This window comes from Nitrospirota bacterium (assembly GCA_040752355.1).
In the GTDB taxonomy this organism is placed as follows: domain Bacteria; phylum Nitrospirota; class Thermodesulfovibrionia; order Thermodesulfovibrionales; family Dissulfurispiraceae; genus JBFMCP01.
Window position 1 is genome coordinate 22569 of record JBFMHE010000016.1, and the last position, 23950, is coordinate 46518.

The 23950-nt window shown below is 60.7% G+C and carries 26 protein-coding genes and 1 pseudogene; 4 read left to right on the plus strand and 23 right to left on the minus strand.

Annotation, left to right across the window (positions count from 1 at the left end):
• Nucleotides 1-75: 75 nt before the first annotated feature.
• The 8 genes and pseudogenes from panB to AB1805_11965 all read right to left on the minus strand — a co-directional run bounded on the left by panB (nucleotide 76) and on the right by AB1805_11965 (nucleotide 8904).
• Nucleotides 76-876: a 3-methyl-2-oxobutanoate hydroxymethyltransferase gene (panB, locus tag AB1805_11930; protein ID MEW5746132.1), complete on the minus strand. Its 801-nt coding sequence runs from the start codon at nucleotides 874-876 to the stop codon at nucleotides 76-78.
• 359 nt (nucleotides 877-1235) lie between these two features.
• The gene (gene recJ / locus AB1805_11935) at nucleotides 1236-2960 is read right to left on the minus strand and encodes a single-stranded-DNA-specific exonuclease RecJ (protein MEW5746133.1); all 1725 of its coding nucleotides are present in this window, start codon (nucleotides 2958-2960) and stop codon (nucleotides 1236-1238) included.
• Nucleotides 2961-3043: 83 nt separating this feature from the next.
• Nucleotides 3044-3982: a protein translocase subunit SecF gene (gene secF, locus AB1805_11940; protein MEW5746134.1), complete on the minus strand. Its 939-nt coding sequence runs from the start codon at nucleotides 3980-3982 to the stop codon at nucleotides 3044-3046.
• A complete protein-coding gene (gene secD / locus AB1805_11945; protein ID MEW5746135.1) occupies nucleotides 3979-5601 on the minus strand; it encodes a protein translocase subunit SecD in 1623 nt (540 codons plus the stop codon). Before secD ends, secF begins: the two co-directional genes overlap by 4 nt.
• An 84-nt stretch (nucleotides 5602-5685) precedes the next feature.
• Nucleotides 5686-6039: a preprotein translocase subunit YajC gene (gene yajC, locus AB1805_11950; GenBank protein MEW5746136.1), complete on the minus strand. Its 354-nt coding sequence runs from the start codon at nucleotides 6037-6039 to the stop codon at nucleotides 5686-5688.
• A 133-nt stretch (nucleotides 6040-6172) separates the two neighbouring features.
• Nucleotides 6173-7006 carry a menaquinone biosynthesis protein gene (locus tag AB1805_11955; protein ID MEW5746137.1) on the minus strand — a complete coding sequence of 278 codons (834 nt, stop codon included), beginning with the start codon at nucleotides 7004-7006 and terminating at the stop codon, nucleotides 6173-6175.
• 9 nt (nucleotides 7007-7015) lie between these two features.
• Nucleotides 7016-8464: pseudogene (locus AB1805_11960) on the minus strand (RtcB family protein).
• Nucleotides 8465-8490: 26 nt separating this feature from the next.
• Nucleotides 8491-8904 carry an archease gene (locus tag AB1805_11965; protein ID MEW5746138.1) on the minus strand — a complete coding sequence of 138 codons (414 nt, stop codon included), beginning with the start codon at nucleotides 8902-8904 and terminating at the stop codon, nucleotides 8491-8493.
• A gap of 183 nt (nucleotides 8905-9087) precedes the next feature.
• Here AB1805_11965 and AB1805_11970 point away from each other — a divergent pair, with 183 nt between their 5' ends.
• On the plus strand, nucleotides 9088-9450 hold the full coding sequence (locus tag AB1805_11970) for a peptide chain release factor-like protein (protein ID MEW5746139.1): 363 nt from the start codon (nucleotides 9088-9090) through the stop codon (nucleotides 9448-9450).
• A gap of 21 nt (nucleotides 9451-9471) precedes the next feature.
• Here the strand turns inward: AB1805_11970 and AB1805_11975 are convergent, their stop codons facing one another.
• Complete coding sequence (locus tag AB1805_11975; GenBank protein ID MEW5746140.1) at nucleotides 9472-10191, minus strand: creatininase family protein; 720 nt, start codon at nucleotides 10189-10191, stop codon at nucleotides 9472-9474.
• 146 nt (nucleotides 10192-10337) lie between these two features.
• Between AB1805_11975 and AB1805_11980 the strand changes: the two genes are divergently transcribed.
• From AB1805_11980 to AB1805_11990, 3 genes are read left to right on the plus strand one after another with little or no spacing between them, the layout of a single operon-like run.
• A complete protein-coding gene (locus AB1805_11980; protein MEW5746141.1) occupies nucleotides 10338-11528 on the plus strand; it encodes a phospholipase D-like domain-containing protein in 1191 nt (396 codons plus the stop codon).
• Between the two features lie 58 nt (nucleotides 11529-11586).
• The gene (locus tag AB1805_11985; protein MEW5746142.1) at nucleotides 11587-11874 is read left to right on the plus strand and encodes a BrnT family toxin; all 288 of its coding nucleotides are present in this window, start codon (nucleotides 11587-11589) and stop codon (nucleotides 11872-11874) included.
• 5 nt (nucleotides 11875-11879) lie between these two features.
• Entirely contained in the window at nucleotides 11880-12095 is a 216-nt protein-coding gene (locus AB1805_11990) for a BrnA antitoxin family protein (protein MEW5746143.1), read from the plus strand.
• A gap of 44 nt (nucleotides 12096-12139) precedes the next feature.
• On the opposite strand, the gene AB1805_11995 is transcribed toward AB1805_11990, so the two are convergent.
• From AB1805_11995 to rapZ, 14 genes are all read right to left on the minus strand, one after another.
• Entirely contained in the window at nucleotides 12140-12829 is a 690-nt protein-coding gene (locus AB1805_11995; GenBank protein ID MEW5746144.1) for an RES family NAD+ phosphorylase, read from the minus strand.
• 4 nt (nucleotides 12830-12833) lie between these two features.
• Entirely contained in the window at nucleotides 12834-13250 is a 417-nt protein-coding gene (locus AB1805_12000) for an MbcA/ParS/Xre antitoxin family protein (GenBank protein ID MEW5746145.1), read from the minus strand.
• Between the two features lie 78 nt (nucleotides 13251-13328).
• Complete coding sequence (locus AB1805_12005) at nucleotides 13329-13988, minus strand: ABC transporter ATP-binding protein (GenBank protein MEW5746146.1); 660 nt, start codon at nucleotides 13986-13988, stop codon at nucleotides 13329-13331.
• Nucleotides 13985-15151 (minus strand): FtsX-like permease family protein, encoded by a 1167-nt coding sequence (locus tag AB1805_12010; GenBank protein ID MEW5746147.1) that lies wholly within the window; start codon nucleotides 15149-15151, stop codon nucleotides 13985-13987. Before AB1805_12010 ends, AB1805_12005 begins: the two co-directional genes overlap by 4 nt.
• On the minus strand, nucleotides 15148-15504 hold the full coding sequence (locus AB1805_12015) for an OB-fold nucleic acid binding domain-containing protein (GenBank protein ID MEW5746148.1): 357 nt from the start codon (nucleotides 15502-15504) through the stop codon (nucleotides 15148-15150). Before AB1805_12015 ends, AB1805_12010 begins: the two co-directional genes overlap by 4 nt.
• Before the next feature lie 155 nt (nucleotides 15505-15659).
• The gene (locus AB1805_12020; protein ID MEW5746149.1) at nucleotides 15660-16070 is read right to left on the minus strand and encodes a F0F1 ATP synthase subunit epsilon; all 411 of its coding nucleotides are present in this window, start codon (nucleotides 16068-16070) and stop codon (nucleotides 15660-15662) included.
• A 109-nt stretch (nucleotides 16071-16179) separates the two neighbouring features.
• Nucleotides 16180-17595, minus strand: a complete 1416-nt coding sequence (gene atpD / locus AB1805_12025) for a F0F1 ATP synthase subunit beta (GenBank protein ID MEW5746150.1) — start codon at nucleotides 17593-17595, stop codon at nucleotides 16180-16182.
• A gap of 147 nt (nucleotides 17596-17742) precedes the next feature.
• On the minus strand, nucleotides 17743-18615 hold the full coding sequence (gene atpG / locus AB1805_12030) for an ATP synthase F1 subunit gamma (protein MEW5746151.1): 873 nt from the start codon (nucleotides 18613-18615) through the stop codon (nucleotides 17743-17745).
• 20 nt (nucleotides 18616-18635) lie between these two features.
• On the minus strand, nucleotides 18636-20144 hold the full coding sequence (atpA, locus tag AB1805_12035) for a F0F1 ATP synthase subunit alpha (GenBank protein MEW5746152.1): 1509 nt from the start codon (nucleotides 20142-20144) through the stop codon (nucleotides 18636-18638).
• A 4-nt stretch (nucleotides 20145-20148) separates the two neighbouring features.
• Entirely contained in the window at nucleotides 20149-20688 is a 540-nt protein-coding gene (gene atpH, locus AB1805_12040) for an ATP synthase F1 subunit delta (protein MEW5746153.1), read from the minus strand.
• Entirely contained in the window at nucleotides 20685-21227 is a 543-nt protein-coding gene (locus AB1805_12045) for an ATP synthase F0 subunit B (protein ID MEW5746154.1), read from the minus strand. Before AB1805_12045 ends, atpH begins: the two co-directional genes overlap by 4 nt.
• Before the next feature lie 77 nt (nucleotides 21228-21304).
• Entirely contained in the window at nucleotides 21305-21730 is a 426-nt protein-coding gene (locus AB1805_12050; GenBank protein ID MEW5746155.1) for an ATP synthase F0 subunit B, read from the minus strand.
• Between the two features lie 140 nt (nucleotides 21731-21870).
• Entirely contained in the window at nucleotides 21871-23055 is a 1185-nt protein-coding gene (locus AB1805_12055) for a cysteine desulfurase family protein (GenBank protein ID MEW5746156.1), read from the minus strand.
• Nucleotides 23055-23930: an RNase adapter RapZ gene (gene rapZ / locus AB1805_12060; GenBank protein ID MEW5746157.1), complete on the minus strand. Its 876-nt coding sequence runs from the start codon at nucleotides 23928-23930 to the stop codon at nucleotides 23055-23057. Before rapZ ends, AB1805_12055 begins: the two co-directional genes overlap by 1 nt.
• Between the last annotated feature and the right edge of the window lie 20 nt (nucleotides 23931-23950).

Below are 23950 nucleotides of genomic sequence, written 5' to 3' on the forward strand. Positions count from 1 at the left end.
ACCCCCTAGTTAACTTTTAAACCGGGCCGGAGCAGCTGTCAAGCTTTTTAGGATTTGTTGTCCGGAAATGAATCGCTAAAACGACTGTTCCTTCCCGGGGAAGACTCCTTTTTCGACTTCGTCCTTATACTGCCTGATCGCTGCCAGGGCGTCCTGTTTCATGGCGGCGTATCTCTTCACGAATTTGGGGACGAAGCGGTCGAAGAGGCCGAGCACGTCGTGGATGACGAGCACCTGTCCGTCGCAATGGGGTCCGCCGCCGATGCCGATGGTGGGGATGGTCAACGCCCCGGATATCCGGCGCGCCAGCTCTGCGGGGATCGCCTCGAGGATGAGCGAAAAAGCCCCGGCATCCTCGAGGATCTTCGCGTCCTCCGTCAGCCGCTTCGCTTCCTCTTCGGTCCTGCCCTGCACCCTGTAGCCGCCCATGCGGTGTATCGCCTGGGGGGTGAGACCGATATGCGCCATGACCGGTATCTCCGCCCTCCTCATCGCCGCCACCTGCGGGGCCACCTCACGGCCTCCCTCGAGCTTCACCGCCTGCGCGCCCGCCTCCTTGAGGAAACGGCCCGCGTTCCTCACCGCCTCCTCGACGCTCACCTGGTACGAGAGATAGGGCATGTCGCCGATGACCAGCGCCCGCTGCGCACCACGGGCCGCCATTTTCGTATGGTAGACCATTTCGTCCATGGTTACCGGGAGCGTGTTGTCGATGCCCTGGACGACCTGGGCGAGAGAGTCCCCGACGAGCACGGCGTCCACTCCGGCCTCATCGGCTATCCGGGCAAAGGTACAATCGTACGCCGTAATGACGGTGATCTTCTGCCCCTGCTGCTTCTTCCTCAGGAAGTCCTGAACAGTCGTCTTGTCGCCCATACCGCTCCTCTCCAGCTCGAGATACCGTATTATGCCAAAAAACGGATAACCAACGTAAGAGAGTCGGGATATTTGCATGAAATGTTAGGAAAAGGGGCGGAGGCGAGGCATTTGGAGCGGCATGGGCAGCCCGAGCGAAGCCCCGTCCCAAAAAGACGTTGTCTTTTTGGGGGCCCCATCGAAATGCAGAGGGCTCCCGGAAAGTCGTAGACTTTTCGGGAATTCCGGAAGCGGGTCGGTACGACTCGATTCCGAGCTGCCCCGCCTCGGAGGTCGCATCGACCGAAATCGGGGTCCCCGAAGATCGAAGATCTTGGGGGTGGCAGTTGAGCGAAAATGCCTCGCCTCCGCCCCTTCTCCTATTCCGAAAGCCGTATCGCTTTCAGGTGGAGCTGCAGGAACCTGCTCCCGTCCCACTCGTTGATCGCGGGGCTGAAGGCCGCATCGATGACCGACCGCTCTTCGAGCTCGCCGAGCAGGCCCCCGAAATCGAACCCGATGCTGTCCACCCGCCGGCCGTTCTGCCGCAGCTTCATCTTGAGGTGGTTGTTCCCCACCACCTTCGGCTGCACCACCTCGAGCCCCCGCGCGCCGAGGACAGGCTCGTCGTTGCCGTTGCCGAAGGGCTCGAGCCGGGAGAGCTCATCGACGAGCGAGGTACTGAGGTCGGAGAGATTCACCGCTGCGTCGAGCCGGAGCAGCGGAAGGAAGTCGTCCGGGGAGAGCTCCGCGCGCACCAGTTCCCCCATCATCGTCCTGAACCGTTCGATGTGCCCGGACGCCAGGGCGAGCCCCGCTGCCTGCTTATGGCCGCCGAACCGCGTCAGCAGCTCGCTGCAGCGGGAAAGTCCGTGGTGCATATCGAAAGCGGGGATGCTCCGCCCCGACCCCTTCGCAACGCCGTCCTCGACGGTAAGCACGAAGGCGGGACGGAAGAACCGCTCGGCGAGCTTCGCTGCCACAATGCCGACGACGCCCAGGTGCCATCCCGGCGAAGCCAGGACAAGCGCGTCGGGAATGCTGTCCATTGTGTTCAGCGATCCCAGCGCCTCCTGGTAGACCCCTTCTTCGATCTCCTGCCGCCGCAGATTGCAGCCGTTCAGCCACTCCGCCAGCTCCTCTGCCTCTGCCTCGTCCTCCGTTGTCAGGAGACGCACCACATCGGTCGCATCGGCAATGCGGCCGGCGGCATTGAGACGCGGTATGAGCGCGAAGTGCAGGGAGGACATCCTGAAAGAGTCGGGGCGGATCCCCGCTGCGTCTCTCAACGCCCGTATCCCGGTCCGCTCGCCGCGCCTGATGAGCGTGATGCCCTCTTTGAGGATGACGCGATTGTCGTCGACGACCGGCACGACGTCGGCGCTCGTGCCCAGGGCGGCAAGGTCGAGAAAGCGATGTACGTCATCCATATTCCCGTCGAAGAGGGCGCGCGCCACCATGAAGGCGACCCCGGCGCCCGCAAGGGATACCGCTTCGGCGGGCGCACCGGGCAGCTTGGGATTGATCACCGCCGCCGCTTCGGGCAGCAGCGCTCCGCCGCCGTTATCCTCACCCGGTCTCAGCGGCTCGTGGTGGTCGGTGACGACTACCTCGATGCCGAGGGCGCGTGCAGAGGCGACCGCATCGAACGACGTGATCCCGCAGTCAACGGTGACGATGAGCCGGGCGCCCACCTCCCGCGCCCGTGCAACGCCGGGTGCGCCGAACCCGTAGCCGTGATCAAGGCGGTGCGGAACGAAGTAATGGACATCGATGCCGAGCGACCGCAGCGCCTCGACCATGATCGCGGTTGCCGTAACGCCGTCGGCATCATAGTCGCCGTGGATCAGGACGCGTTCGCCCTGTCTCTTTGCAGCACGGATCCGTTCGACCGCTTTCTGCATGCCGGGCAGCGCGAAAGGGTCGGAGAGCTTATCAAGGCGGGGATTGAGAAAGGCGTCGATCCGTTCGGAGGTCTTCAGCCCCCGGTTGATGAGCACCTGCGCACAGGTCGGCGACACCGCAGCGAGGCGCGCGATATAGCCGACGTATTCGGGATTGGTCTTGTTGAGCAGCCACCTGCAGGCCGAGCCGTCACAGGCCATGGGATCAGAGCTCAGCCGGCAGGCGGCGCCGGTTCACCGACGCCGCCTGCCGGAGCTGATGCATGGTATACATTACGGGATGCTTATGAACGGCTTCCGGCAGCCGCCGTCTGCCCGGCGTTCTTCTTGTTGCCGAGGAGGACAACGACAGGGCTCGCCACGAACACCGACGAGTAGGTGCCGATGACGATGCCGAGGATCATGGCAAGGGCGAAATCGTGGAGCACCTCGCCGCCGAAGAGGAAGAGCGCGAGGGCGGCGAGCAGCGTCGTCAGCGCGGTAACGATCGTCCGCGAGAGCACTTCATTGATGCTCCTGTTGATGATGCTGTTGGTGTCCTCCCGCGAATTGGCGAACCGCTTCAGGTTCTCCCTGATCCGGTCGAAAATGACCACCGTGTCGGTGAGCGAGTATCCCGCGATCGTGAGCAGGGCGCTCAGGAGAATGAGGTTGATCTCTTTGCCGAGGAGAAAGAAGATCGCGAGCACGGCGAGCACGTCGTGGAACGTGGCGACCGTGGCGCCGATGCCGAAGCGGAACTGGAACCGCCACGCGATATAGAGCAAGATGCCGGCAACCGAGACGAGGATAGCCTTGAGGGCGTCCTGCCTCAGCCGGGAGCCGACCTTCGGGCCGATCTCGGTCGTCGAGTCGATGACCGGCTGCTTATCGGCGAACCGCTGGGTGAGGATCTGGGTGATCTTTTCCGATGCCCCGCCGAGCTGCTCATCCTGCTTTTTCACCCTGACGAGCACCTTGTTCTCGGTCGGGAGATCCTGGAGATCGAAGTCCCGCAGCCCGCCCTGCTCCAGGGCAGTCCGCACCTGCTGGAGCGGAACGGACTGGGCGAACTTGACCTGCACCGCTGTTCCGCCCGCGAAATCGACGCCCAGGTTGGCGTTGCCCAGGCCTATCTGCACCAGGGCGAAGATGCCGATGAGCGAGACGACAACGGAGAAGGCGAGCGCAAACTTCCTCTTGCCCATGAAATCTATGTTCGTGTTCCTGATAAGCTCGATCATATGCTCAACCCCTTCACTTCTCCTTTGGAATGCATGACGTCAAAGACCGTCTTTGTCCCGATGAGCGCGGTGAAGAGATTGATCGTCACACCGAGCATCAGGGTGACCGCGAAGCCCTTGATCGGCCCGGTGCCGAACTGGAACAGCACCGCAGCGGTCAGCAGCGTGGTGACATGGGAATCGAAGATGGTCCAGAACGCCTTCTTGTAGCCGCCGTCCACCGCTGCCTTCGGCGTCTTGCCGCTGCGCAGCTCCTCCCGCATACGCTCGAACATGAGCACGTTGGAGTCGACGGCCATACCGATAGTCAGGATGATACCCGCAATGCCGGGCAGGGTGAGCGTCGCATTCAGCGAAGCCATCGCCCCCAGGAGGAGAATGATGTTCAGCAGCAGCGCGAAGTCGGCGATGACGCCCGAAAGCTTGTAGTAGACGATCATGAAGACGACGACGAGGATCGTTCCCACGATGCCCGCCAGCTTGCCCGCATCGATCGAGTCCCGTCCCAGGGACGGCCCTACCGTCACGTTCTGGAGCGTCTTCAGGGGCGCCGGCAGGGCGCCGGCGCGCAGGACGATGGCGAGGTCCCTCGCCTCTTCCATGGTGAAGCTCCCGGTGATCTGGGCGTCGCCGCCGCTGATGCGCTCCTGGATGACCGGCGCGGAGTAGACGTTGCCGTCGAGGATGATCGCGAGGCGCTTCTTGACGTTCGCTCCCGTTATGTCCTCGAAGATCTTCGCACCGGCGCTGTCGAAGGTGATGCCGACATAGGGCTCGCTGAACCGCTGGTCGATATTGACCTTGGCCTCGGTGAGCAGGTCGCCGGTGAGAAGCGTCTGTTTCTTGAGCAGGATAGGGTGCTTGGTGACGAGCCCGGTCTCCGGGTTGGTGACCCGCTGGAAGAGTATCTCGCTGTCCTCCGGGATCTTGCCCTGGAAACGGTCGATGAGCGTCTGCTCCTCGCCGGGCAGGATCGAGGCCGGCAGCTCCGCGGCGACCGGCGCCTCGTCATTGACGATCTTGAATTCGAGCTGCGCCGTCCTGCCGATGATGTCCACCGCGCGCTTGGGATCCCGCACTCCCGGCAGCTGGACGACGATCTCGTTCTCCGCCTGGCGGTGAATAGTCGGCTCGGCAACACCGAACTGGTCGATCCTGTTCCGTATGATCTCGAGCACCTGGTCCGTGGCGGTATCCTTGATTCTCTTCTGCTCCGCAGCGGACAGCCCGTAGTGCAGCGCAGCGCCGCTCTCCGCAAGGGTGAGCGACGGGTAGGTCTCTTCAATGGCCTTGCGCACGTCCATGGTGGCCGGCGTGACAACGATGGAAGCCCCTTCCTTCTTTACCGTCGCCTGGATCTTCTTGCGCTCCAGGAGCCCGCCGAGAGACGAAGCGATGCGCTCGGTCGCGATATCGACCGCCTTATCGCCCTCCACCTCGAAGACGAGGTGCAGCCCGCCCTGGAGATCGAGCCCCAGCACAATGCCCTTGGCCGGCATGTTCTTCTTCCACCAGTCGGGCAGGCCCTGGAAGAGCGGCAGGTTAGGCAGGAAAAATACTATCGAAAGAACTACGGTAATCGCGATAAGGATTACCCTCCACAAAACCCCCTTCTTCATCTATGTCCCATCCTCCGTATTTCTAAACCCTACTCGTACAGGTATTCGTTCGTCCTTTAGGATTTAGGATTTTGGCTTTGACCGTTAGTCTTCGTCAGACGCCGGACGGACGGCAGCGATATACCCCTTGCCGAACTTCACCTTCACGTTTTCGGCTACCTTGAGGACCACCGTATTCGTTCCGACACTTTCCACAACGCCGTAAATGCCCCCGGCGGTGACTACCTTATCGCCCTTCTTGACATTGTCGAGCATCTGTTTGTGCTCTTTCGCCTTCTTCTGCTGCGGCCTGATGAGCAGGAAGTAGAAGACGACGAAGATCAGCACCAGGGGAAGCAGGCTGCCCAGAACCCCCTGTATTCCGCCCCCTTGTCCTCCGCCCTGCGGAGCAGGTCCCATGGCATAGGCCTCGGACGCTAATCCCAAAAGTGATATCATTGCCGCACCTCCCGTATACGATGTAGTTCGCTGATGAGCATATAAGGCAAGCGTTTCGAGAAATTTCCTTATATAGTAACAGTCTTACATAAAAATCGCAAGATTTCCGGGGCTCGGGAGGGCAGAGAGGATATCACGGGACGAGAGAGAGCTCTTTCAGATAGCGCTCGAAGAGCGCGAGCCCCTTCCTGTGCTCCGCGGTGAGCTCATAGTCGAGCTTGCTCCAGTAGTCGAGTATCTCCCCTTCGGACATGAACGCCCTCAGCGGCGAATGCCGCGCGATCTCGGGAAGAGCCCTGAGCGCCCGCTCCTTCGCCGCATCCAGGTCCTTCAAAAAGGCGTCGAGCGCCGGCGCCTTCTCCCCGATGCCGGGACGCACGATCCAGAGCGCGAAGACAAAGGGGAGCCCGGTATGCCGGTACCAGAGCTCGCCGAGGTCATATGCAACGGGGCAAGGGGCAGGGGGCAAGGGGCAGGGATGTTCCGCCTCTCGCCCCCTTGCTCCCTGTCCCTTTGCGTACTTGAGCGCATCGTCGCCGATGAGGAGAAAGGCCGCTGCGCCGGCATCCTCGGGCGCCTCCGACACGATGAACGTGCTCCGCACCTCGTGGAAGCGTTCAAGGATGATGCGCAGCAGGGCGACGGAGGTCTCCGACTGCGCGGTGACGGCGATCGTCGCGCCGGCCAGCTCCCCGGGAGGACGCTCTGAAAAGAGAAAGACGCTCCCCACCGGCCCCCGGGAGCTGATGGAGTGCCCTTCGACGATGCGATAGAAGGCAGCGTCCCGCAGATACTCGATCGATGAGGAGGGGCTGATATCGACAGCGCCCTCGCGGAGCATCCGGTTTACCCGCGAGGGGACGCCTTCGACGAACTCGTAGGACGAGCAGTCGAAGGCGGTCTCGAGGGTATAGAAAATGGGGAAGAGATTCGCGTACGGGATCTTCCCGACTCTGAGCTTCTCCATGTAACCGCGTTATCCCTTCACCACGCCCAGGGGCCGGAGCCGCGCCACCTTTTTCGATATCCCCGCATTATGGACCACGTTCACCACGTTGTCGATATCCTTGTACGCCTCCGACATCTCCTCGGCGAGCGTCTCCCGTCCGGCTGATTTGACGATGATCCCCTTGTCTTCCATTTCACGCCATATCGCCCTGCCCTTTGCCTGCCTGATCGCCTGGTGGCGCGAGAGCATCCTGCCGGCGCCATGACAGGTCGAGCCGAAGGTCTCCTGCATCGCCCGCTCGGTGCCGAGGAGGACAAAGGAGGCCCGTCCCATATCGCCGGGAATGAGCACCGGCTGGCCGAGCGGCCGATAGATATCCGGCAGCTCGGGATGCCCCGGGGGAAAGGCCCTCGTGCTTCCCTTGCGATGCACCACGACCTTTCTCTTCCGCCCGTTGACGGTATGCTCCTCGATCTTGGCGATGTTGTGGGCCACGTCGTAAACGAGCGACATGCCCAGCTCTCTCGGCGAGCGGCCGAAGGTCTGCATGAAGGCCTCCCGCGCCCAGTGCATGATGCACTGCCGGTTCGCCCAGGCGTAATTCGCGGCAGCCCTCATCGCGCCGAGATACTCCTGCGCCTCGCGGCTCGCGACCGGCGCGCAGGCGAGCTCGCGGTCGGGCAGGCTGATGCCGTACTTCTCGACCGCCCGCGCCATGACCTCCAGGAAATCGGTGCATACCTGGTGCCCGAAGCCCCGCGAGCCGGTATGGATCATCACGGTCACCTGCCCCGGGAAGAGGCCGAGCGCGTTTGCCGCCTTCTCCTCGTAAACCGTATCGACATACTGCACTTCGAGAAAATGGTTGCCGCTGCCGAGCGTACCCTGCTGCGCCCTGCCCCGCTCGTAGGCCTTCTTGCTGATGAGGCCGGGGTCGGCGCCGTCGATGCAGCCGCCCGACTCGATCCGTTCGAGGTCCGACAGCTCCCCGTATCCCTGCTCTACGGCCCACCGCGCGCCTTTCAGCAATAATCTCCGTTCGTCATCGGGACCGAGCCGGATCTTCCCCTTCGAGCCCACTCCCGAAGGCACTTCGTTGTAGAGGACCCCGACGAGGTCCTTCATCCTCGGGACAATCTCATCTTTCGTGAGATTGCTCCTGAGGAGCCGGACCCCTCAATTGATGTCGTAGCCCACCCCGCCCGGGGATATGATACCCTCCTGCATGTCGAAGGCGGCGACGCCGCCTATCGAGAAGCCGTACCCGGTATGGACGTCCGGCATGGCGAGGGATGCGCCGACAATGCCCGGCAGGGTCGCGACGTTCGCCACCTGCTCCACCGAACCCGCTTCGAGCGCTTCCTCGAGGACGCTGTCGACATAGATTATACCCCTGGTCCTCATGCCCGGCTTGTAATCGTCCGGCACCTCGACCCTGTTTGCATCCAGTCTCTTGAGCTTCTCAACCAGCGGCATAGGAACCCTCCTGAATTCTGCTTATATCATATATCGAAAATCACCGCGACCTCCCACCGGCCGTCCGACTCGGCCACTTTGATGCGGTGGTAGGTCGCAGCCTTGATGAGCAGCCGCCGCTCATGCCGGTCGGCATCGAACTCCTCTCCATGCACCGTCGCCCTGATCGCGGTATCGGAGAGCTCGGCGATATCGACGCGCTTGCCGATAAAGCCGTAGGTGTCGAAGTGGAATATCAGCTCGTTGAGATAGTTGACGAGCAAGCCTTCCGGAGAGTCCCCTTCTGCCCTCACCTCGAGGTCCTGCCTCTCCGTGATCGCGGACAGATCGGTGATCAGAGCGTACATGCCGAGAGCGGCATTGCCGAAGGCCTCCTCGCGGCTCGCGCCGAAGGCCTCCAGCCCCACATCGCCGGAGAGATCGAGCACCCTGAAATTCATACTAAATAATAGCACACGGCTAGCCGGAATACGCGCGAGACGGACAAACGATGAGCGTGAGGCGGGCGAATAGAGAAGAGGGATGCTGGTATTGCCGTAAGCTCCCTCTTCTTCTTACTTCTTACTTCTTACTTCTTACTTTTCTGTTTTGCTATAATTATTTCAGTTGGGGGAAGGATGAGGATGATCACGTTTGCGGTAAGCGAAGAGAAGAACCGCTGGCTCAGGGCCAGGATGGAAGAGCTCGGCATCGCCGAGGCCGATATCGAGGAGAAGTTCATCCGCTCTTCCGGCAAGGGCGGGCAGCATGTGAACAAGGCCTCCACCTGCGTCTATATCAGGCACCTGCCGACCGGCATCGAGATAAAATGCATGAAGGACCGGAGCCAGTCCGTGAACCGCTTCCTCGCGCGGCGGGAGCTCGTCGAGGCCGTTGAGCGGAGGTCGGGCGTGATGACCGCGGAAGATATCAAAAGAGAGAGGATAAGAAAGCAGAAGGCGAAGAGCAGGAGACGGTCGCAGGCAAAGCATCAGGAGAGGGCATAAAAGCTCCCGCCGTTCGCCGGACTATCTCTTTCTCCCGATCATATCGAGGACCTCTATAATGCTGTCCGCCATCAGGCGTATCGCCCGCTCCCCCTTCTCTCTCGAGGCCTTTTTCGGATCGCCCCAGACGCCGCCCGGCCAATATTTGACCTTGTCCTTTACACTGAAGGGTTTGGGGATTGCGGGATACTCTTCGGCAGCCCTTCCTTTGACCAGCCCGGGAGCGAGATAGAGCATCATCGAAGTCTCGATCTCGCCCGCGTGAGAATCGTTGGCGGTCTCGGCGATCTGGGAGAGCTCTCTCCAGAGGAGATCGTAGGGGGTGAAGGCGGCAATCGCTGCATTATCCAATGTCTCGACCAGCTCCTCCGCTGTTTCTTTGAGCGCCGCCATGTGCTGGCTTCCTCCATGCCCCGAGACGAGGATGAAGTTCCGCAGCCCCTTCTTGTACGCCTCTGTCACGAGGTCCCTCGAAAGGGACCTGAGCGTTGCAGGAGAGATGCTGATCGTACCCGGGTGATCTTTCGTCGTGGTGCAGACGCCGTAGTACGTGAGAGGAGCGAGAAAGAATTTCCGTTTCTCCGCCGCCAGCTTGAGCGCCTCATCGATGATAAGGGAGTCGGTGTGCAGGGGGAGATGGCTGCCGTGCTCCTCGATCGTGCCGAACGGATAGACGATCGTCTTCGTCTGCCTGAGGTATTTCTTGAACTCGTTCATGGTGATCTGCTCTAAGCGTATCATGGCGCTCCTCGGGGAAGTTTTAGGAAATTGTACCCGGCGGCGGGCCTGCGGTCAAGGGCAGAACGCGTTGCAAAAGCAGGACGAATAAGGTACGCTTATGTATGATCACGCCCGCCGGACACGGGATGCACAAGACGGAGGAGCAAATGCCGCCCTCCACCGCTCCCACCTTCACCGTCGATTCCGTTGCGCGGATATACAAGGGCGCCTTCTCTACTGCCGCCACCGTACAGCTGCTCCTCAAGGGCAGGGAGTCCTTCCAGACCATCTTCGATGCGGTCGGCAAAGCGGAGAAATTCGTATGCCTCGAGTTCTACATCTACCGGAACGACGAGACCGGCACACAGCTCGCGGAGATACTGAAACAGAAGAGCCGCGAGGGAGTGAGAGTCTATTTACTCTACGACCACTTCGGCTCTCTCGGCACGCCCCGGAAATTCTGGCAGGACCTGAGGGCCGCAGGGGTGAAGATCTGCGCCTCCCGCCCCTTCAAATGGGCGGCGCCCTTCCATTACGTCCACCGGAACCATACCAAGCTGATCGTCATCGATGCAGAGAGGGCCTTTACCGGAGGACTGAACATCGCCAACGAATACAGCGGCTTTCATCTCAGGATCAAAGGGATGGGCTGGCGCGATACGGGCATTCTCCTCGAGGGGCCGGTGGCCTATAAGCTCGCCGAGATATTTTCGAAGACATGGAATACCTGGAGCAAGGAGAGGATCAGACTCCCCTACGGCGGGACAAAGCACGCGCTGGACCTCTTCTGCGCGCCCACCGGCGCCTGTCCGCTCCCGGTCATGCCGATCTTCGTCACCTCCGCCCGGGGGAGGAGAAAGCTGCGGAGGGTCCTCTACTACAGCATCAACCATGCGCAAAAGAGCATCCTCCTGACGACCGCCTACTTTACCCCCAGCTGGCGCATGGTAGAGACGCTCGAGAACGCAGTCAACCGCGGGGTCGCCGTCAAGCTGCTCGTGCCCGGGGTCAGCGATGTCCCTGCCGCGTCCTACGCCGGACGTGCTTTCTTCTCACGCCTGCTCAGGGCCGGCGTCGAAATCCATACCTACAACGGTCAGATCCTCCACGCAAAGACCTTCATCTTCGACGGCTGCTGGAGCATCGTGGGGTCGACCAATCTCGATTTCCAGTCATTCCGCTACAACGACGAGGGCAATGTCGGCATCCTCCATGAAGGGTTCGCGGAGCAGATGAAAGATATCTTCGAGGAAGACCTGCGCAACGCGACCCGGATCACCCTCGACGAATGGCGGCGCAGGCCGATGAGCGACAAGCTTAAGGAGCACTTCTTCTCGCTCTTCAGGAGAAGGCTGTGATACATGAACCTGAGCCTGGATATTGACAAATTCATTACAATGTAGTTACATTGTAATCATGAGCGGCATCCGATTTGAGTGGGATAAGCAGAAAAGTGTCTCGAACAATACCAAGCACGGAGTCACCTTTGAAGAGGCGCAGACAGTGTTTGTCGACGAGAGTGCTTTACTGGTTCACGACCCTGACCATTCGGATAACGAGGACCGGTTTATTCTTCTTGGCATGAGTGCTAAGTTCAGGATACTGGTTGTTTGTCATTGCTATCGCAAAGACAACGAAGTAATAAGAATCATTTCTGCTCGCAAAGCGACCCGCTCGGAGCAGAAACGCTACGGGGAAAGGTGATTACCATGAGAAAAGAATACGATTTTTCAAAGGCACAAAAAAACCCTTATGCCCGCAAGCTCAAGCGTCAAGTCACGCTCCGGATGGACGAAGACACCGTGGACTACTTCAAAACCCTCGCACAGGAACTCGGTGTCCCTTACCAAACGCTCATAAACCTCTACCTGCGGGATTGCGCGGCCTCGCACAAGAAATTATCGTTGCAGTGGAAGCACGCGTAATCGATTGAAGCGATTTCGCGATAGCGGCGGGAACGCTGTATGCTCTAAACGTCCATCCACGTTCTCCCGGCCGTGCGCTCTACTTTCACCGTTTCTCTTCCCGGCTTCCACCGGTAGGTGAGATAGCAGTGGGTCCGGGGGTTCGAAAGCGCCTCCGGCCTGAATACGGCGGCATTGAAGCCGCCGGCATGGCGCGCCGACATGACGAGCAGCCCGTTCTGTCCCTGGTCGTGCAGGTATGCGCCGACGGCGTGCGTGAAGGCATAGCTGTTCTTATCGACGAGCCCGGGAAACTTCTTGTGCTTGCCCCGCAGGTCCACGAGCAGCCCTTTGAGGTGTACGAGAAAGACGCGGCGCTCGGCCTTCACCTCCTCGCTGAGAGCGGTCTGCATGCTGCCGACGAACCGCTTCCAGTGAAAGACCGTCTCATGGACCGTGGTGACGAGATCGCCGCTGCCGTACCACACGCCGAAGCGCGTGCCGTCGCTGAAGCGTGTCACGGGTCTGCCGTAGGAGGCGGCGCCCACCGCCGTTCCATATCTGAAGGGCGCGGTGATGAGGGAGGACTGGTCGATCCTCTGTACCGAGGACTCCACGATAGCCTCTCCGTAGGCGCGCTCGGCAGGGCTGTCCGAGAGGTCGTCGAGGAGGTCCTCCGATACCCGTATGCTCGGGATAGTGCGGTAGACGTCGTCGTCGAAATCGACGATCTGCTCGAAAAGCCCCTTGTGCACCTCGCTACTGTCCCCGCTGGAAGTCGAGATACCTTCTCACGATGAGCAGCCCCGTGAACCCCTCTTCCTTGATTACCTGCACCGGCGAGCGGCCGTCGAACGCCGCGTTCGGGGTGGTCGGCCAGCGGTAGGCGAGCTCACGGTTCTTGGGGAAGAGGATCCTCAGCGAGCGGTGGATCGCCAGCAGGTTGGCGACCCTGTCGAGGAGATCGCGCTGCTCTGCCAGGGGTTCGCCTTTCCGGTACCGGACGAGGGTCGTCCGGGAAGCCTCGGAGAGTCCCAGCAGGGCGGTCTGGTCCTGCGTGGAGAGCTTCCAGAGATCGAAAAGCGTGCAGATCATTTTCGCCAGGGCTGAACGGCCCTCCCTGCTGTGAGGATCTGCCTCGCGATGAAACTCCCCTGCAATCGCCGTCTTGCTCATGGGCGGACTCCCTTTGCGTTATTGTTACTATTAATGTAACAATAACTGCACCCCCTGTCAAGGGGCGGGTACGACGATCTACGCGGCCTGGACCCTGCCGTCCTTGATCCGCACCACCCGGTCCGCCCGCGAGGCGAGGTCGCCATTATGCGTGATCATGACGACGGTGAGCCCCTTCCGGTTGAGGGTCCGCAGGAGCTCGAAGATCCGCTCGCTGTTCTCGGAGTCGAGGTTGCCCGTCGGCTCGTCGGCGAGCACCACCTCGGGGTCGTTCACCAGGGAGCGCGCGATCGCCACCCGCTGCATCTCGCCGCCGCTGAGCTGGTTCGGCGCATGGTGCATCCTTTCCTTGAGACCGACCATCTCGACAATCGACGCAATACGGTCCCGCTGAACCGCGCGCCTGTTGAACAGCAGCGGCAAGGCGACGTTCTCGGCTACGGTAAGACCCGGTATGAGATAGAACTGCTGGAAGATGAACCCGATCTTCTTCCTGCGGAGCACCACGAGCTCGGACTCGGCCATATGCTCCACCTCGACGCCGTCGAACCGCACGCTGCCTGCCGTCGGCGTATCGAGACAGCCGAGGATATGGAGCAGCGTCGTCTTCCCCGCGCCCGAAGGACCGACGATCGAGAGGAGCTCGCCCTCTCGGATGTCGAGATCAACCCCCCTGAGGGCATGCACCTCCTCTGCACCGCGCCGGTATACCTTTTCGACTTCCCGTAGCTGTATCATCCCTTTATCGCCTCTATCGGATTGATGGTTGACGCCTTCCACGCGGGATAGATCCCCGAGAGCAGGCCTATAATGACGGTGAAGGCGAGGCTCGCCGCGGCCAGCGCCGGCTCGAAGCTCACGACATCGCCGCTCGGCACATAGGGCATGAAGGCCCGCACGAAAGTCTCTATGATATCGTTCCCGATGCCGGCCATGACTACGCCGATAATGCCGCCGACCAGGGTCAGCCCCGTGGTCTCGAGCAGGACGATCCTGAAGATGTCCCCGCGCGAAGCCCCGATGGCGCGCATCATGCCGATCTCCTGCGTGCGCTCGAAGACGGCCATGAGGATGGAGTTCATCACCCCGACCGCGCTGATGAAGATCGCGATAAGGGCGATCGAGAGGCTCAGCACCTTTGCAGAGGCGGCGAGGTTCCCGATGCTGTTCATGACCTGGTTCATCGTTATGATCTGTATGCCCGGCACTTTCTCGTTGAGCTGGTCGATGATCGCCGCCATCGCCTCGGGCTTCTCCACCTTCACGCCGATCGCCGTCGCTCCCGAAGGCTTCTTGAGCAGCTCCTGCGCCTTGCTGATGGACATATAAATGAACGCATCGTCCTGGCTGCCGGTCTTCTTCACGATGCCCGCAACCCTGAAGGTCGTGTTCACCTGGGGATACGTGATGCTGTCTCCCTTTTTGATCGACGCATGGCCGGCCACTTCCGCTCCCAGGAGGATTTCATTGTCCGACGCCGGCACGCTGCCGTCGATCTCCCACGACGGCTTGAGCGCCCGGAGCGCCGCCATCTCGACCCCGTAAATAAGATCGATCTTCCCCTGCTCCGGGTTGGGGAGCTGGGCCACGAGGATCGGGGTCATCAGCCCGATCCCCTCCTGCCGCTTCAGTATGTCCATTACCGACGTGTCGAGGAACTTGGGAATGATCGAGCCGTGGAGGACGAGCGACGCCACCTCATGGGCGCACCCCGAGGGCACTACCATGAAATGGATGCCGGTCCGCGCGAGCTCCCGGGAGAGGCCCTTGTCGAACCCCTTGTTGAACGAGAGGATCGAGAAGAGCACCGCCACCGAGGCGGCGATGCCGAAGAGCGTCAATATGCTCCGCGTCCGGTGGCGCGCGAGGTTCTTAACCGCCAGCCTGATGAAGCCCGTCATTTCACTTCGACTCCGCGGGCGACGATCTGGTAGCCTTCGGGACCTGCGACGACGACGCCCGTAACCCGCGCCTTCTTCCCCATGCGGGAAGGGAGCGCGAAGTTGTTCGGCGCCAGGTTTATGAAGACCTGGCCGGTCGCGTCCTGGAGAAAGAACCAGCAGCCGTTCGACTGGCACTGCGAGATGATCTTCCCCTCGAGGGTCACCTGCCGCCCCTGGAGCTCCGGTTTGAGGATGATGTCCTTGACCATGACCGTGGGCGAGCTGCTGTCGACCCCGAGGCCGTATTTTTCGGCGCTGCACCCGGTAGCGAGCAGCATCACCAGGACGAGCGCCGCCATTCCTTTACCCATAGTACCTCCCCATGAATACTCGTGTTTGCTCTATTGTACGTCTGACTTATGAATAAATTATGAAGGGACCTTTCGACAATAGAAAAGGAGCAGATAGCTCTGCTCCTTTTCTATTGTTCTCCTCTCGGGAATCGGCGGGATATCGGAACGCGCTGTTAGGCTCTTCCCCTCCGCTCCGCGACCTGTATCCTGATCGTCGCACGCTCGAGCGCTGCCTCGGCACGGGCGAAATCGATCTTCTCGGCCTGCTTGAGCCGCTCTTCGGCGCGCTTCCTGGCAGCGATCGCCCGCTCCACGTCGATGCTTTCCGCCTTCTCCGCGCTGTCGGCCAGAACGACCACCTTGTCGGCGGAGACTTCGGCATACCCCGAGCTCACGAAGATGTACTCCGTGGAGCTCCCCTTCTTCACGGCCAGCATGCCGATCCTGAGCGTCGTAATGAACGGGACATGCCCCGGCAGTATCCCGAACTCGCCCTCGCTGCCGGCCGCGGTGATTTCATCCACATCGCCGCTCATCACGAGCCCGTGCGGTGTAACAATGTCCAGTCTTAATGTAGTGTCCATTCCCAGCTCCTGTTATAGCGTTTGTCGCGTTCATCGCGTACAGCGTTCATCACGGTTATTTATCATCACTACGCTATAACGCTATAAACGCTGAACGCTATACCGCGAATTACCTGCTCCAGCCGAGCTTCCGTGCGTTCTCCTCGACCTCCTCGATGCCGCCCGTCATGTAGAACGCCTGCTCGGGTACATCGTCGTACTGGCCGTCGGCGATCGCCTTGAAGCCTTTTATGGTATCCTCGAGCTTCACGTATTTGCCCGCCCTGCCGGTAAAGACCTCGGCAACATGGAACGGCTGGCTCAGGAAGCGCTGTATCTTTCTCGCCCGGGAGACGGTAAGCTTGTCGTCTTCAGCGAGCTCTTCCATACCGAGAATGGCGATGATGTCCTGGAGCTCCTTGTAGCGTTGGAGGATCGACTGCACCTTTCTCGCAACGCCGTAGTGCTCCTCGCCGATGACGAGCGGGTCGAGCGCGCGGGAGGTCGAATCCAGCGGGTCCACGGCAGGATAGATGCCGAGCTCCGAGATCTGGCGCGAGAGAACGACGGTTCCGTCGAGATGGGTAAAGGCCGTTGCGACCGCAGGGTCGGTCAGGTCGTCGGCAGGAACGTAGATCGCCTGCATCGAGGTGATCGCGCCCTTCTTGGTGGTCGTGATCCTCTCCTGGAGGTTGCCCATATCCGTACCGAGGTTCGGCTGGTAGCCGACCGCAGACGGCATTCTTCCGAGGAGCGCCGAGACTTCGGAACCGGCGAGGGTGTATCTGAATATGTTGTCGATGAAGATGAGCACGTCCTGGCCCTGGTCCCTGAAGTATTCTGCTGCGGTAAGGGCGGTGAGGCTGACCCTCAGCCGCGCTCCGGGGGGTTCGTTCATCTGGCCGTAGATCAGGGCGACGTTGTTGACGACGCCCGACTCCTTCATTTCGCGGTAGAGGTCGTTTCCCTCTCTCGTCCTTTCGCCGACGCCCGCGAAGACCGAGACGCCGCCGTGCTTCAGGGCGATGTTGTGGATCATCTCCATGATAACGACGGTCTTGCCGACACCGGCGCCGCCGAACATCCCCATCTTGCCGCCGCGGACAAAGGGGACGAGAAGGTCGAAGACCTTAACGCCCGTCTCGAAGACCTGGGAGACCGGCTCCTGCTCGGTGAAGTCGGGCGCAGGCCGGTGGATCGGCAGCCGCTCCGTGGTCTGAATGGGACCGAGCTTGTCGTAGGGGTCGCCGACGACGTTCATGATCCTGCCGAGCGTCCCTTTGCCGACCGGGATCGATATCGGGAGGCCGGAATCCTTGACCCTCATGCCGCGGACCACGCCGTCGGTGGTCTGCATCGCGATCGTCCTCACCTTGTTCTCGCCGAGGTGGGACGCCACCTCGAGGGTGATGTCGAGGGCCGGGACTCCCTTCGCAGGGTCGCCGGGAGATTCTATCTTCAAGGCGTTGAGAATTGCGGGAAGCTCTTTGTCGAACTCCACGTCGACGACTGCACCAATGACCTGCGAGACCTTGCCTTCATTCATGAGTACGACCTCCTGTATATTCTGGTTATAGCGTACTGCGTTATAGCGTTTATAGCGTACCGCGTGAAGCGTTATAGCGTCTATCGCGCAAAAAGATCAAAGAATGATTTCCTTTGGCCCTATAACCGATGAACGCTATACCGTGTCTCATTGCTTCAATGCCTCGACGCCGCCCACGATATCCATGAGCTCTTTCGTAATCGACGCCTGCCGCGCCTTGTTGTACTGCAGGGTAAGGGCTGCGATCATATCGTCGGCGGCCTTCGTCGCATTCTCCATAGAGGTCATCCGTGCAGCCTCTTCGGAAGCCTGGGATTCGAGGAGCGCCCGGAACACCTGTATCTCGAGGTTCTTCGGCAGCAGCATATCGAAGATAGTCTGCTGCGAGGGCTCGTACAGGAAGTCCGCCGCTTCCTCCGGGGCCGCAGCACCCTCGGCGGAGACGGGTGCAAGGGGCAGCAGGCGCGCTACCGACACCTTCTGCACCAGCGCCGACTTGAACTCGTTGTAGACGAGATACACCTCGTCGCAGCGCTCATTGATGTATTCCTCAATGATGTTCTGGGTGATTTCCTTGGCATTCAGGTAGGAGATCCGCCCTGAAATGCCGGTCCAGGACTGCCGCAAGGCAATGTTTCTCCGCTTGAAGAGGTCGGTCCCTTTCTTGCCGATAGCGCTGACGCTCACCGCAGCCCCGTCGGCCCGCAGCTCCTTGATGAGCCTGAGAGCAGCCTTCATGATGTTGGTGTTGAAGGCGCCGCAGAGACCTTTGTCGCTCGTCAGGACCAGGACCTCGACACTCTTCCTGAGACGCACCTCGAGAAGGGGATGGCCTGTCTCGACGGTCTTCGCGAGGCCGGAAAGCACCGCGTTCATCTTGTCGGCATACGGCCGCAGCTCGATGATCCTCGTCTGCGCCTTCCTGAATTTGGCTGCGGCAACCATCTTCATGGCCTTGGTGATCTGCTTCGTGCTCTTGACCGAGCCGATTCTCTTTCGTATCTCTTTTAACCCAGGCATGTGGTCTCCCCTTTACCCGTTTATACGATAAAGCTCTTCTTGAACTCGGTAACGGCGGCGGTGAGCTTCTCTTTCATCGTGTCGTCGATCGCCTTCTTCTCTCTCAGCTCGTTCCTCACGTCCGTCTTCCTGTCCTTCATGAAGCTGTAGAACTCGGCCTCGAATTTCTTCAACGCATCGACCGGGATATCGTCGAGATGCCCCTGGGAGCCGGCGAAGAGTATCGCTACCTGGTCCTCGACCGGGAGCGGCACATACTGGTCCTGCTTGAGGATTTCGACCATCCGTTTTCCTCTCTCGATCTGGGCCAGCGTCGACTTGTCGAGGTCGGAGCCGAACTGCGCGAAGGCGGCGAGCTCCCTGAACTGCGCGAGGTCGAGCCTGAGGGTACCGGCGACCTGCTTCATCGCCTTGGTCTGGGCCGCGCTGCCGACCCGGCTGACCGACAGGCCGACGTTGACGGCCGGCCGTACGCCCGCATAGAAGAGGTCGGGCTCGAGATAGATCTGGCCGTCGGTGATCGAGATGACGTTCGTCGGGATATAGGCGGAGACGTCGCCGGCCTGCGTCTCGATGATCGGGAGCGCCGTCAGCGAGCCGCCGCCGAGCTCGTCGCTCAGCTTCGCCGCCCGCTCGAGCAGTCTCGAGTGGAGGTAGAAGACGTCGCCGGGGAACGCCTCGCGTCCGGGAGGACGCCTCAGGATGAGCGACAGCTGGCGGTAAGCGGTAGCCTGCTTGCTCAGGTCGTCATAGATGATCAGGGCATGCTTCCCGTTATCCCTGAAGTATTCGCCGATGGCGCATCCCGTATAAGGGGCTATATACTGGAGCGGCGCCGGCTCGCTCGCCGTTGCCGAGACGACGATGGTGTGGTCCATGGCGCCATGCTCTTCGAGGGTCTTGACCACGCGGGCGACGCTCGCCCTCTTCTGTCCGACGGCGACGTAGATGCAGACGACGCCGCTGCCCTTCTGGTTGATGATCGCATCGATCGCGATCGCGGTCTTCCCGGTCTGGCGGTCGCCGATGATAAGCTCTCGCTGGCCCCTGCCGACCGGGATCATGGCGTCGATGGCCTTGACGCCCGTCTGGAGGGGCTCCCTGACCGGCTGCCGGTCGACGATACCGGGGGCGACGACATCGACGATCCTGCTCGTCTTGGCGGCGATCGGGCCCTTGCCGTCGATCGGCTGGCCGATAGCATTGACGACCCTGCCGATCATCTCTTCGCCTGCGGGAACCGACATGATCTTGCCGGTCCTCTTGGCGACATCGCCCTCTTTGATCGCCGTGTCCTCGCCGAAGAGGACCGCGCCGACCGTGTCTTCCTCGAGGTTGAGCGCCATGCCGAAGACATTGTTGGGGAACTCGAGAAGCTCCGACGCCATGCAGTTTTCGAGTCCGTAAATCCGGGCGATACCGTCGCCGACGCCGGTGACGACCCCCACCTCGCTGACATCGACGCGCTTCTCGAAATCGGTGATCTGCTTTTTCAGGTACTCACTAATCTCGTCTACTTTGATTTCCATGCGTTCACCCCTTTATGAGCTTATCTTTCAAAAGCCCCAACTGGCCTTTTATACTGCTGTCGTACATGGTGCTGCCCACTTTTATCCTGACGCCGCCCAGGAGCGCGGGATCGACGACGAACTCGAGGTCGATATCCCTTCCGGTCACCTTCTTGAGCGACCCGGCCAGCTGCGTCTCATACTCTCTGCTCAACGGGACCGGCGAGGTCACCACCGCCCTGGAGCGTTTCTTCATCTCGAGATACTGGGCGACGATCGCGTTGAGGATCTCCGGGAGGGCGCCCAGGGCGTTGATCCGGAGGAGGTACTGGAGATACCGGCCCGTCTTCTCGGACATCGTGAGCTTCCGGCTGAGGTACGCAATGACCTGCCTGCTCTCGTCCTCGCTGAAGAGAGGGCTTACGAGGAGGTTCCTGAACCGCTTATCCTTTTCCATCAGGCCGGCTATCGCCTGCAGCTGCTCGATCCCCTGGGGAACCTCGCTCAGGTCGACAGTGCTCAAGAATTGACGCGCGTATTTTTTGACACCCTTTACCTTTTTCAATTTTTACCCTCTATCAATTTAAGAGATTCCTGCAGGAGCCTGTCCTGGTCCTCTTTGGTCATCGTGGCCTTGATCTTCTCTTCGGCAAGCTGCATGGCGGCATCCACCGCCTCCGCCTTGATCACATCCTTCGCCCGCTTCACCTCGTAATCGATATTGGTCTTTGCCTGCTCCAGTATCTTTTCCTTGAGCCGTTCTCCCTCTTCGATAAGCCGCTGCTTCTCCCTCTCGCCGGAGCCTGCAGCAGCAGCCTTGATCTCCTCGATCTCCTTGTCCTTCAGCCTGAGCCGCTCCTCGACATCGGCGAGCGCCTTCCGCGCAAGCTCCTTCGCCTCCTGCGCCTCGGTGATGCTCTTTTCAATCAGCTCCCGCCGGCTCCGGAGATAGTCCTTCAGCGGCTTGCCGGCGAATTTCACGAGGATAAAGACGAGGACGCCGAAGTTGAGCAGCCGCCAGACCCACTCCATCGGCGTGCCCCAGCCCCCGTGGTGCGCCCCCCCGCTAGCAGCGAGCGCGTTGGTGTAAAGGGCGGATTGCATAAGGCAGACTGCGAGCAGGTGGAGCCCGGCTTTCCGGAGTTTAGAATGGGGAGCTTGGGGTTTGGAATTTGTCATCTTCATGCTGCTTTCACCAGCTTTCTCACGATCTCTTCCGAGAATTTATCGATATCGCCTCTGAGCGCGGCCCTCGCCTTTTCAGCCTCGGCCTGGAGCTCTTTCCTCGCCTGTTCGATCATTCCCACGGCATGCGCCTCGGCCTTCGAGAGCGTCTCCTTCTGCACCGCCTGCCCTTCCTCCCGCACCGCAGCATACGCCTCTTTGGCCTTGTTCTTCGCTGCGAGCAGCTCTGCGTTCATTGTCGCGACCGCCTCGTCCTTCCGGGCCGACATGGCCTTCGCTTCGTCGAGGGCGCCGACGGTGGCGACTTCGCGTTCTTTGAAAACTTTGGCGAGGGGAGTGAAAAGGATTCTATTAAGGATGATCAGCAAGACGATAAAATTGGCAAGGAGAACTAAAAAAGGGACTAGTTTGAAATCTAGCATATCCTCTCCTTCATCTACAATTTTATGACATCGAATTTCACGATACCATACGCACACGCACCTTTGTCAAGAATTCGGCGATTATAATTTCTTATAACAACTTAGGTGAAAATTATACCTGTGTCATCGGCGCCCGGCCGCTACAAAAAGTAACCAGCGGAGGCGACAATCTTTTCTACAGCGTCCTCGACTTCGGCAGGAGACGTATCCTTCCCGACGCTCAATCTCACTGCGGAGAGGGCTTCGCTCTCGGGCACTCCCATCGCGGTGAGCACCGCGGAAGGAGTCCGTCTGCCGGCGTGGCAGGCGGAGCCCGCGGAGAAGGCGACCTCTTCTTTCAACCGTTCAACGAGATCGTCGCCGACAATACCTTTTATCGAGATATTCAAGGTATTGGGAAGACGGAGGTAGGGATGCCCGTTCAGCGTCAGGGGAAGGCCGCTCTCCAACAACGACCCATGGAGCAGGTCGCGCATTCGCCGCATATGCTCGTACCGCGCCGGCAGGTCCCGCGTCGCGAGCTCGGCTGCCGTGCCGAGGCCGACGATACCGAGGATATTCTCGGTGCCCGGCCGCATGCCCCGCTCATGCCCTGCGCCGAACATGATCGGATCCGGCACAGCGGCTTCCGCCTCTGCGCGCAGGGAGCATGCCGGCTCCTCTTGTCCCGGGGACTTCAGCCCGGAGCCGAGATTCCTTATATAGAGAGCGCCGACCCCTTTGGGACCGTAGAACTTGTGGGAGACGATGGTCAGCATATCGACCGGCAGCTCCGCCACCGAGATGCCGACCTTCCCGACGCTCTGCGCTGCATCGGAGTGAAAGGGGATGCGGTGCTGGCGCGCGATGATCCCGATCTCGTCGATGAGCTGCAGAACGCCGGTCTCGTTGTTCGAGTGCATGATGCTGATCAGGACGGTATCCTTCCGTATCGCCCTGCTCACCTCGTACGGGTCGACGAGTCCCTCCTCGTCGACCGGGAGATAGGTCGCCTCGAACCCGCGCGTCTCGAGCCACCGTACCGGGTTCAGCACCGAGGGGTGCTCGATGGAAGAGGTGATCACATGTCCCCGCCGGCGCCTGTACGCGGCGCCGATCAGCGCGAGGTTGTTCGCCTCGGTCCCGCCGGAGGTGAAGACGATTTCATCCGGCGCGCTGCCGATCAGGCGGGCTACCTGCGCCCGCGCCTGTTCGATCGCCTCTTTTGCGGCCCTGCCGGGACGATGGGAGCTGGAAGGATTGCCGAAGAGCTCGACGGCTCCGGCGAGCGCATCCTTCACCTCCTGAGCGAGGGGCGTTGTCGCGTTGTGATCGAGGTAGATCATCAGACGCCGATATCGCGGTGGGTGACGGACGGTTCGAGGCCATGCCTGAGCTTGATCTGCTCCGCTATCTTCTCGACCACGGCAGGCGAGCGGTGGCGGCCGCCGGTGCAGCCGACGCCGATGACCAGATAGGAACGGCCTTCCTTTATATAGTGGGGGAGCAGGAAATCGAGGAGACCCGCGAGCCGGTCGAGGAACTCCTTCGTCTCGTCGCGGCGGAGCACGAAGTCGGCGACCTCCCGGTCCGTGCCCTTCAGCGGCTTCAGCTCGGGGACGAAGTAGGGATTGGGCAGAAAGCGGACGTCGAAGAGGAGGTCGATATCGGCCGGCACGCCGAATTTGAAGCCGAAGGAGATCATCGAGATCGTCATGCCCAGCGCTGCCTGGACATCGCCGTGCGTCGATATGATGAGATGCCGCAGCTGGTGGGGGGTATAGTTGGAGGTGTCGATGATCTTGTCCGCCGCCTCCCGCATGCCGGCGAGGAGCGACACCTCTTCGCCGATCGCCTCGTCGATGCCCGCGGCCCTGCCCATGGCGACCATGGGATGCGGGCGCCGCGTCTCCTTGTACCGCCTTACCATGACCTGTTTTTCGGCCTCGAGGAAGAGTATCTCGACCAGGTACTGCTCTTTGAGGCGGGAAAGTATCCGATAGACGTCGGCGAGAAAGAACTTCTCTCTTACGTCCACGCCGATGCCGATCTTCCGTATGCTCTCCCCGGCCTTGACCGTCGAGAGGAAGGGGTCGATGAGGGTCACCGGCAGGTTATCGATGCAGAAGTAGCCGATGTCTTCGAGAGCCCTGAGGGCGACGGTCTTGCCCGCGCCCGAGAGCCCGCTCACCACGACGACTTCGATCTTCCGGTGTTCCATCGATACGGTCGGCAGCGGGA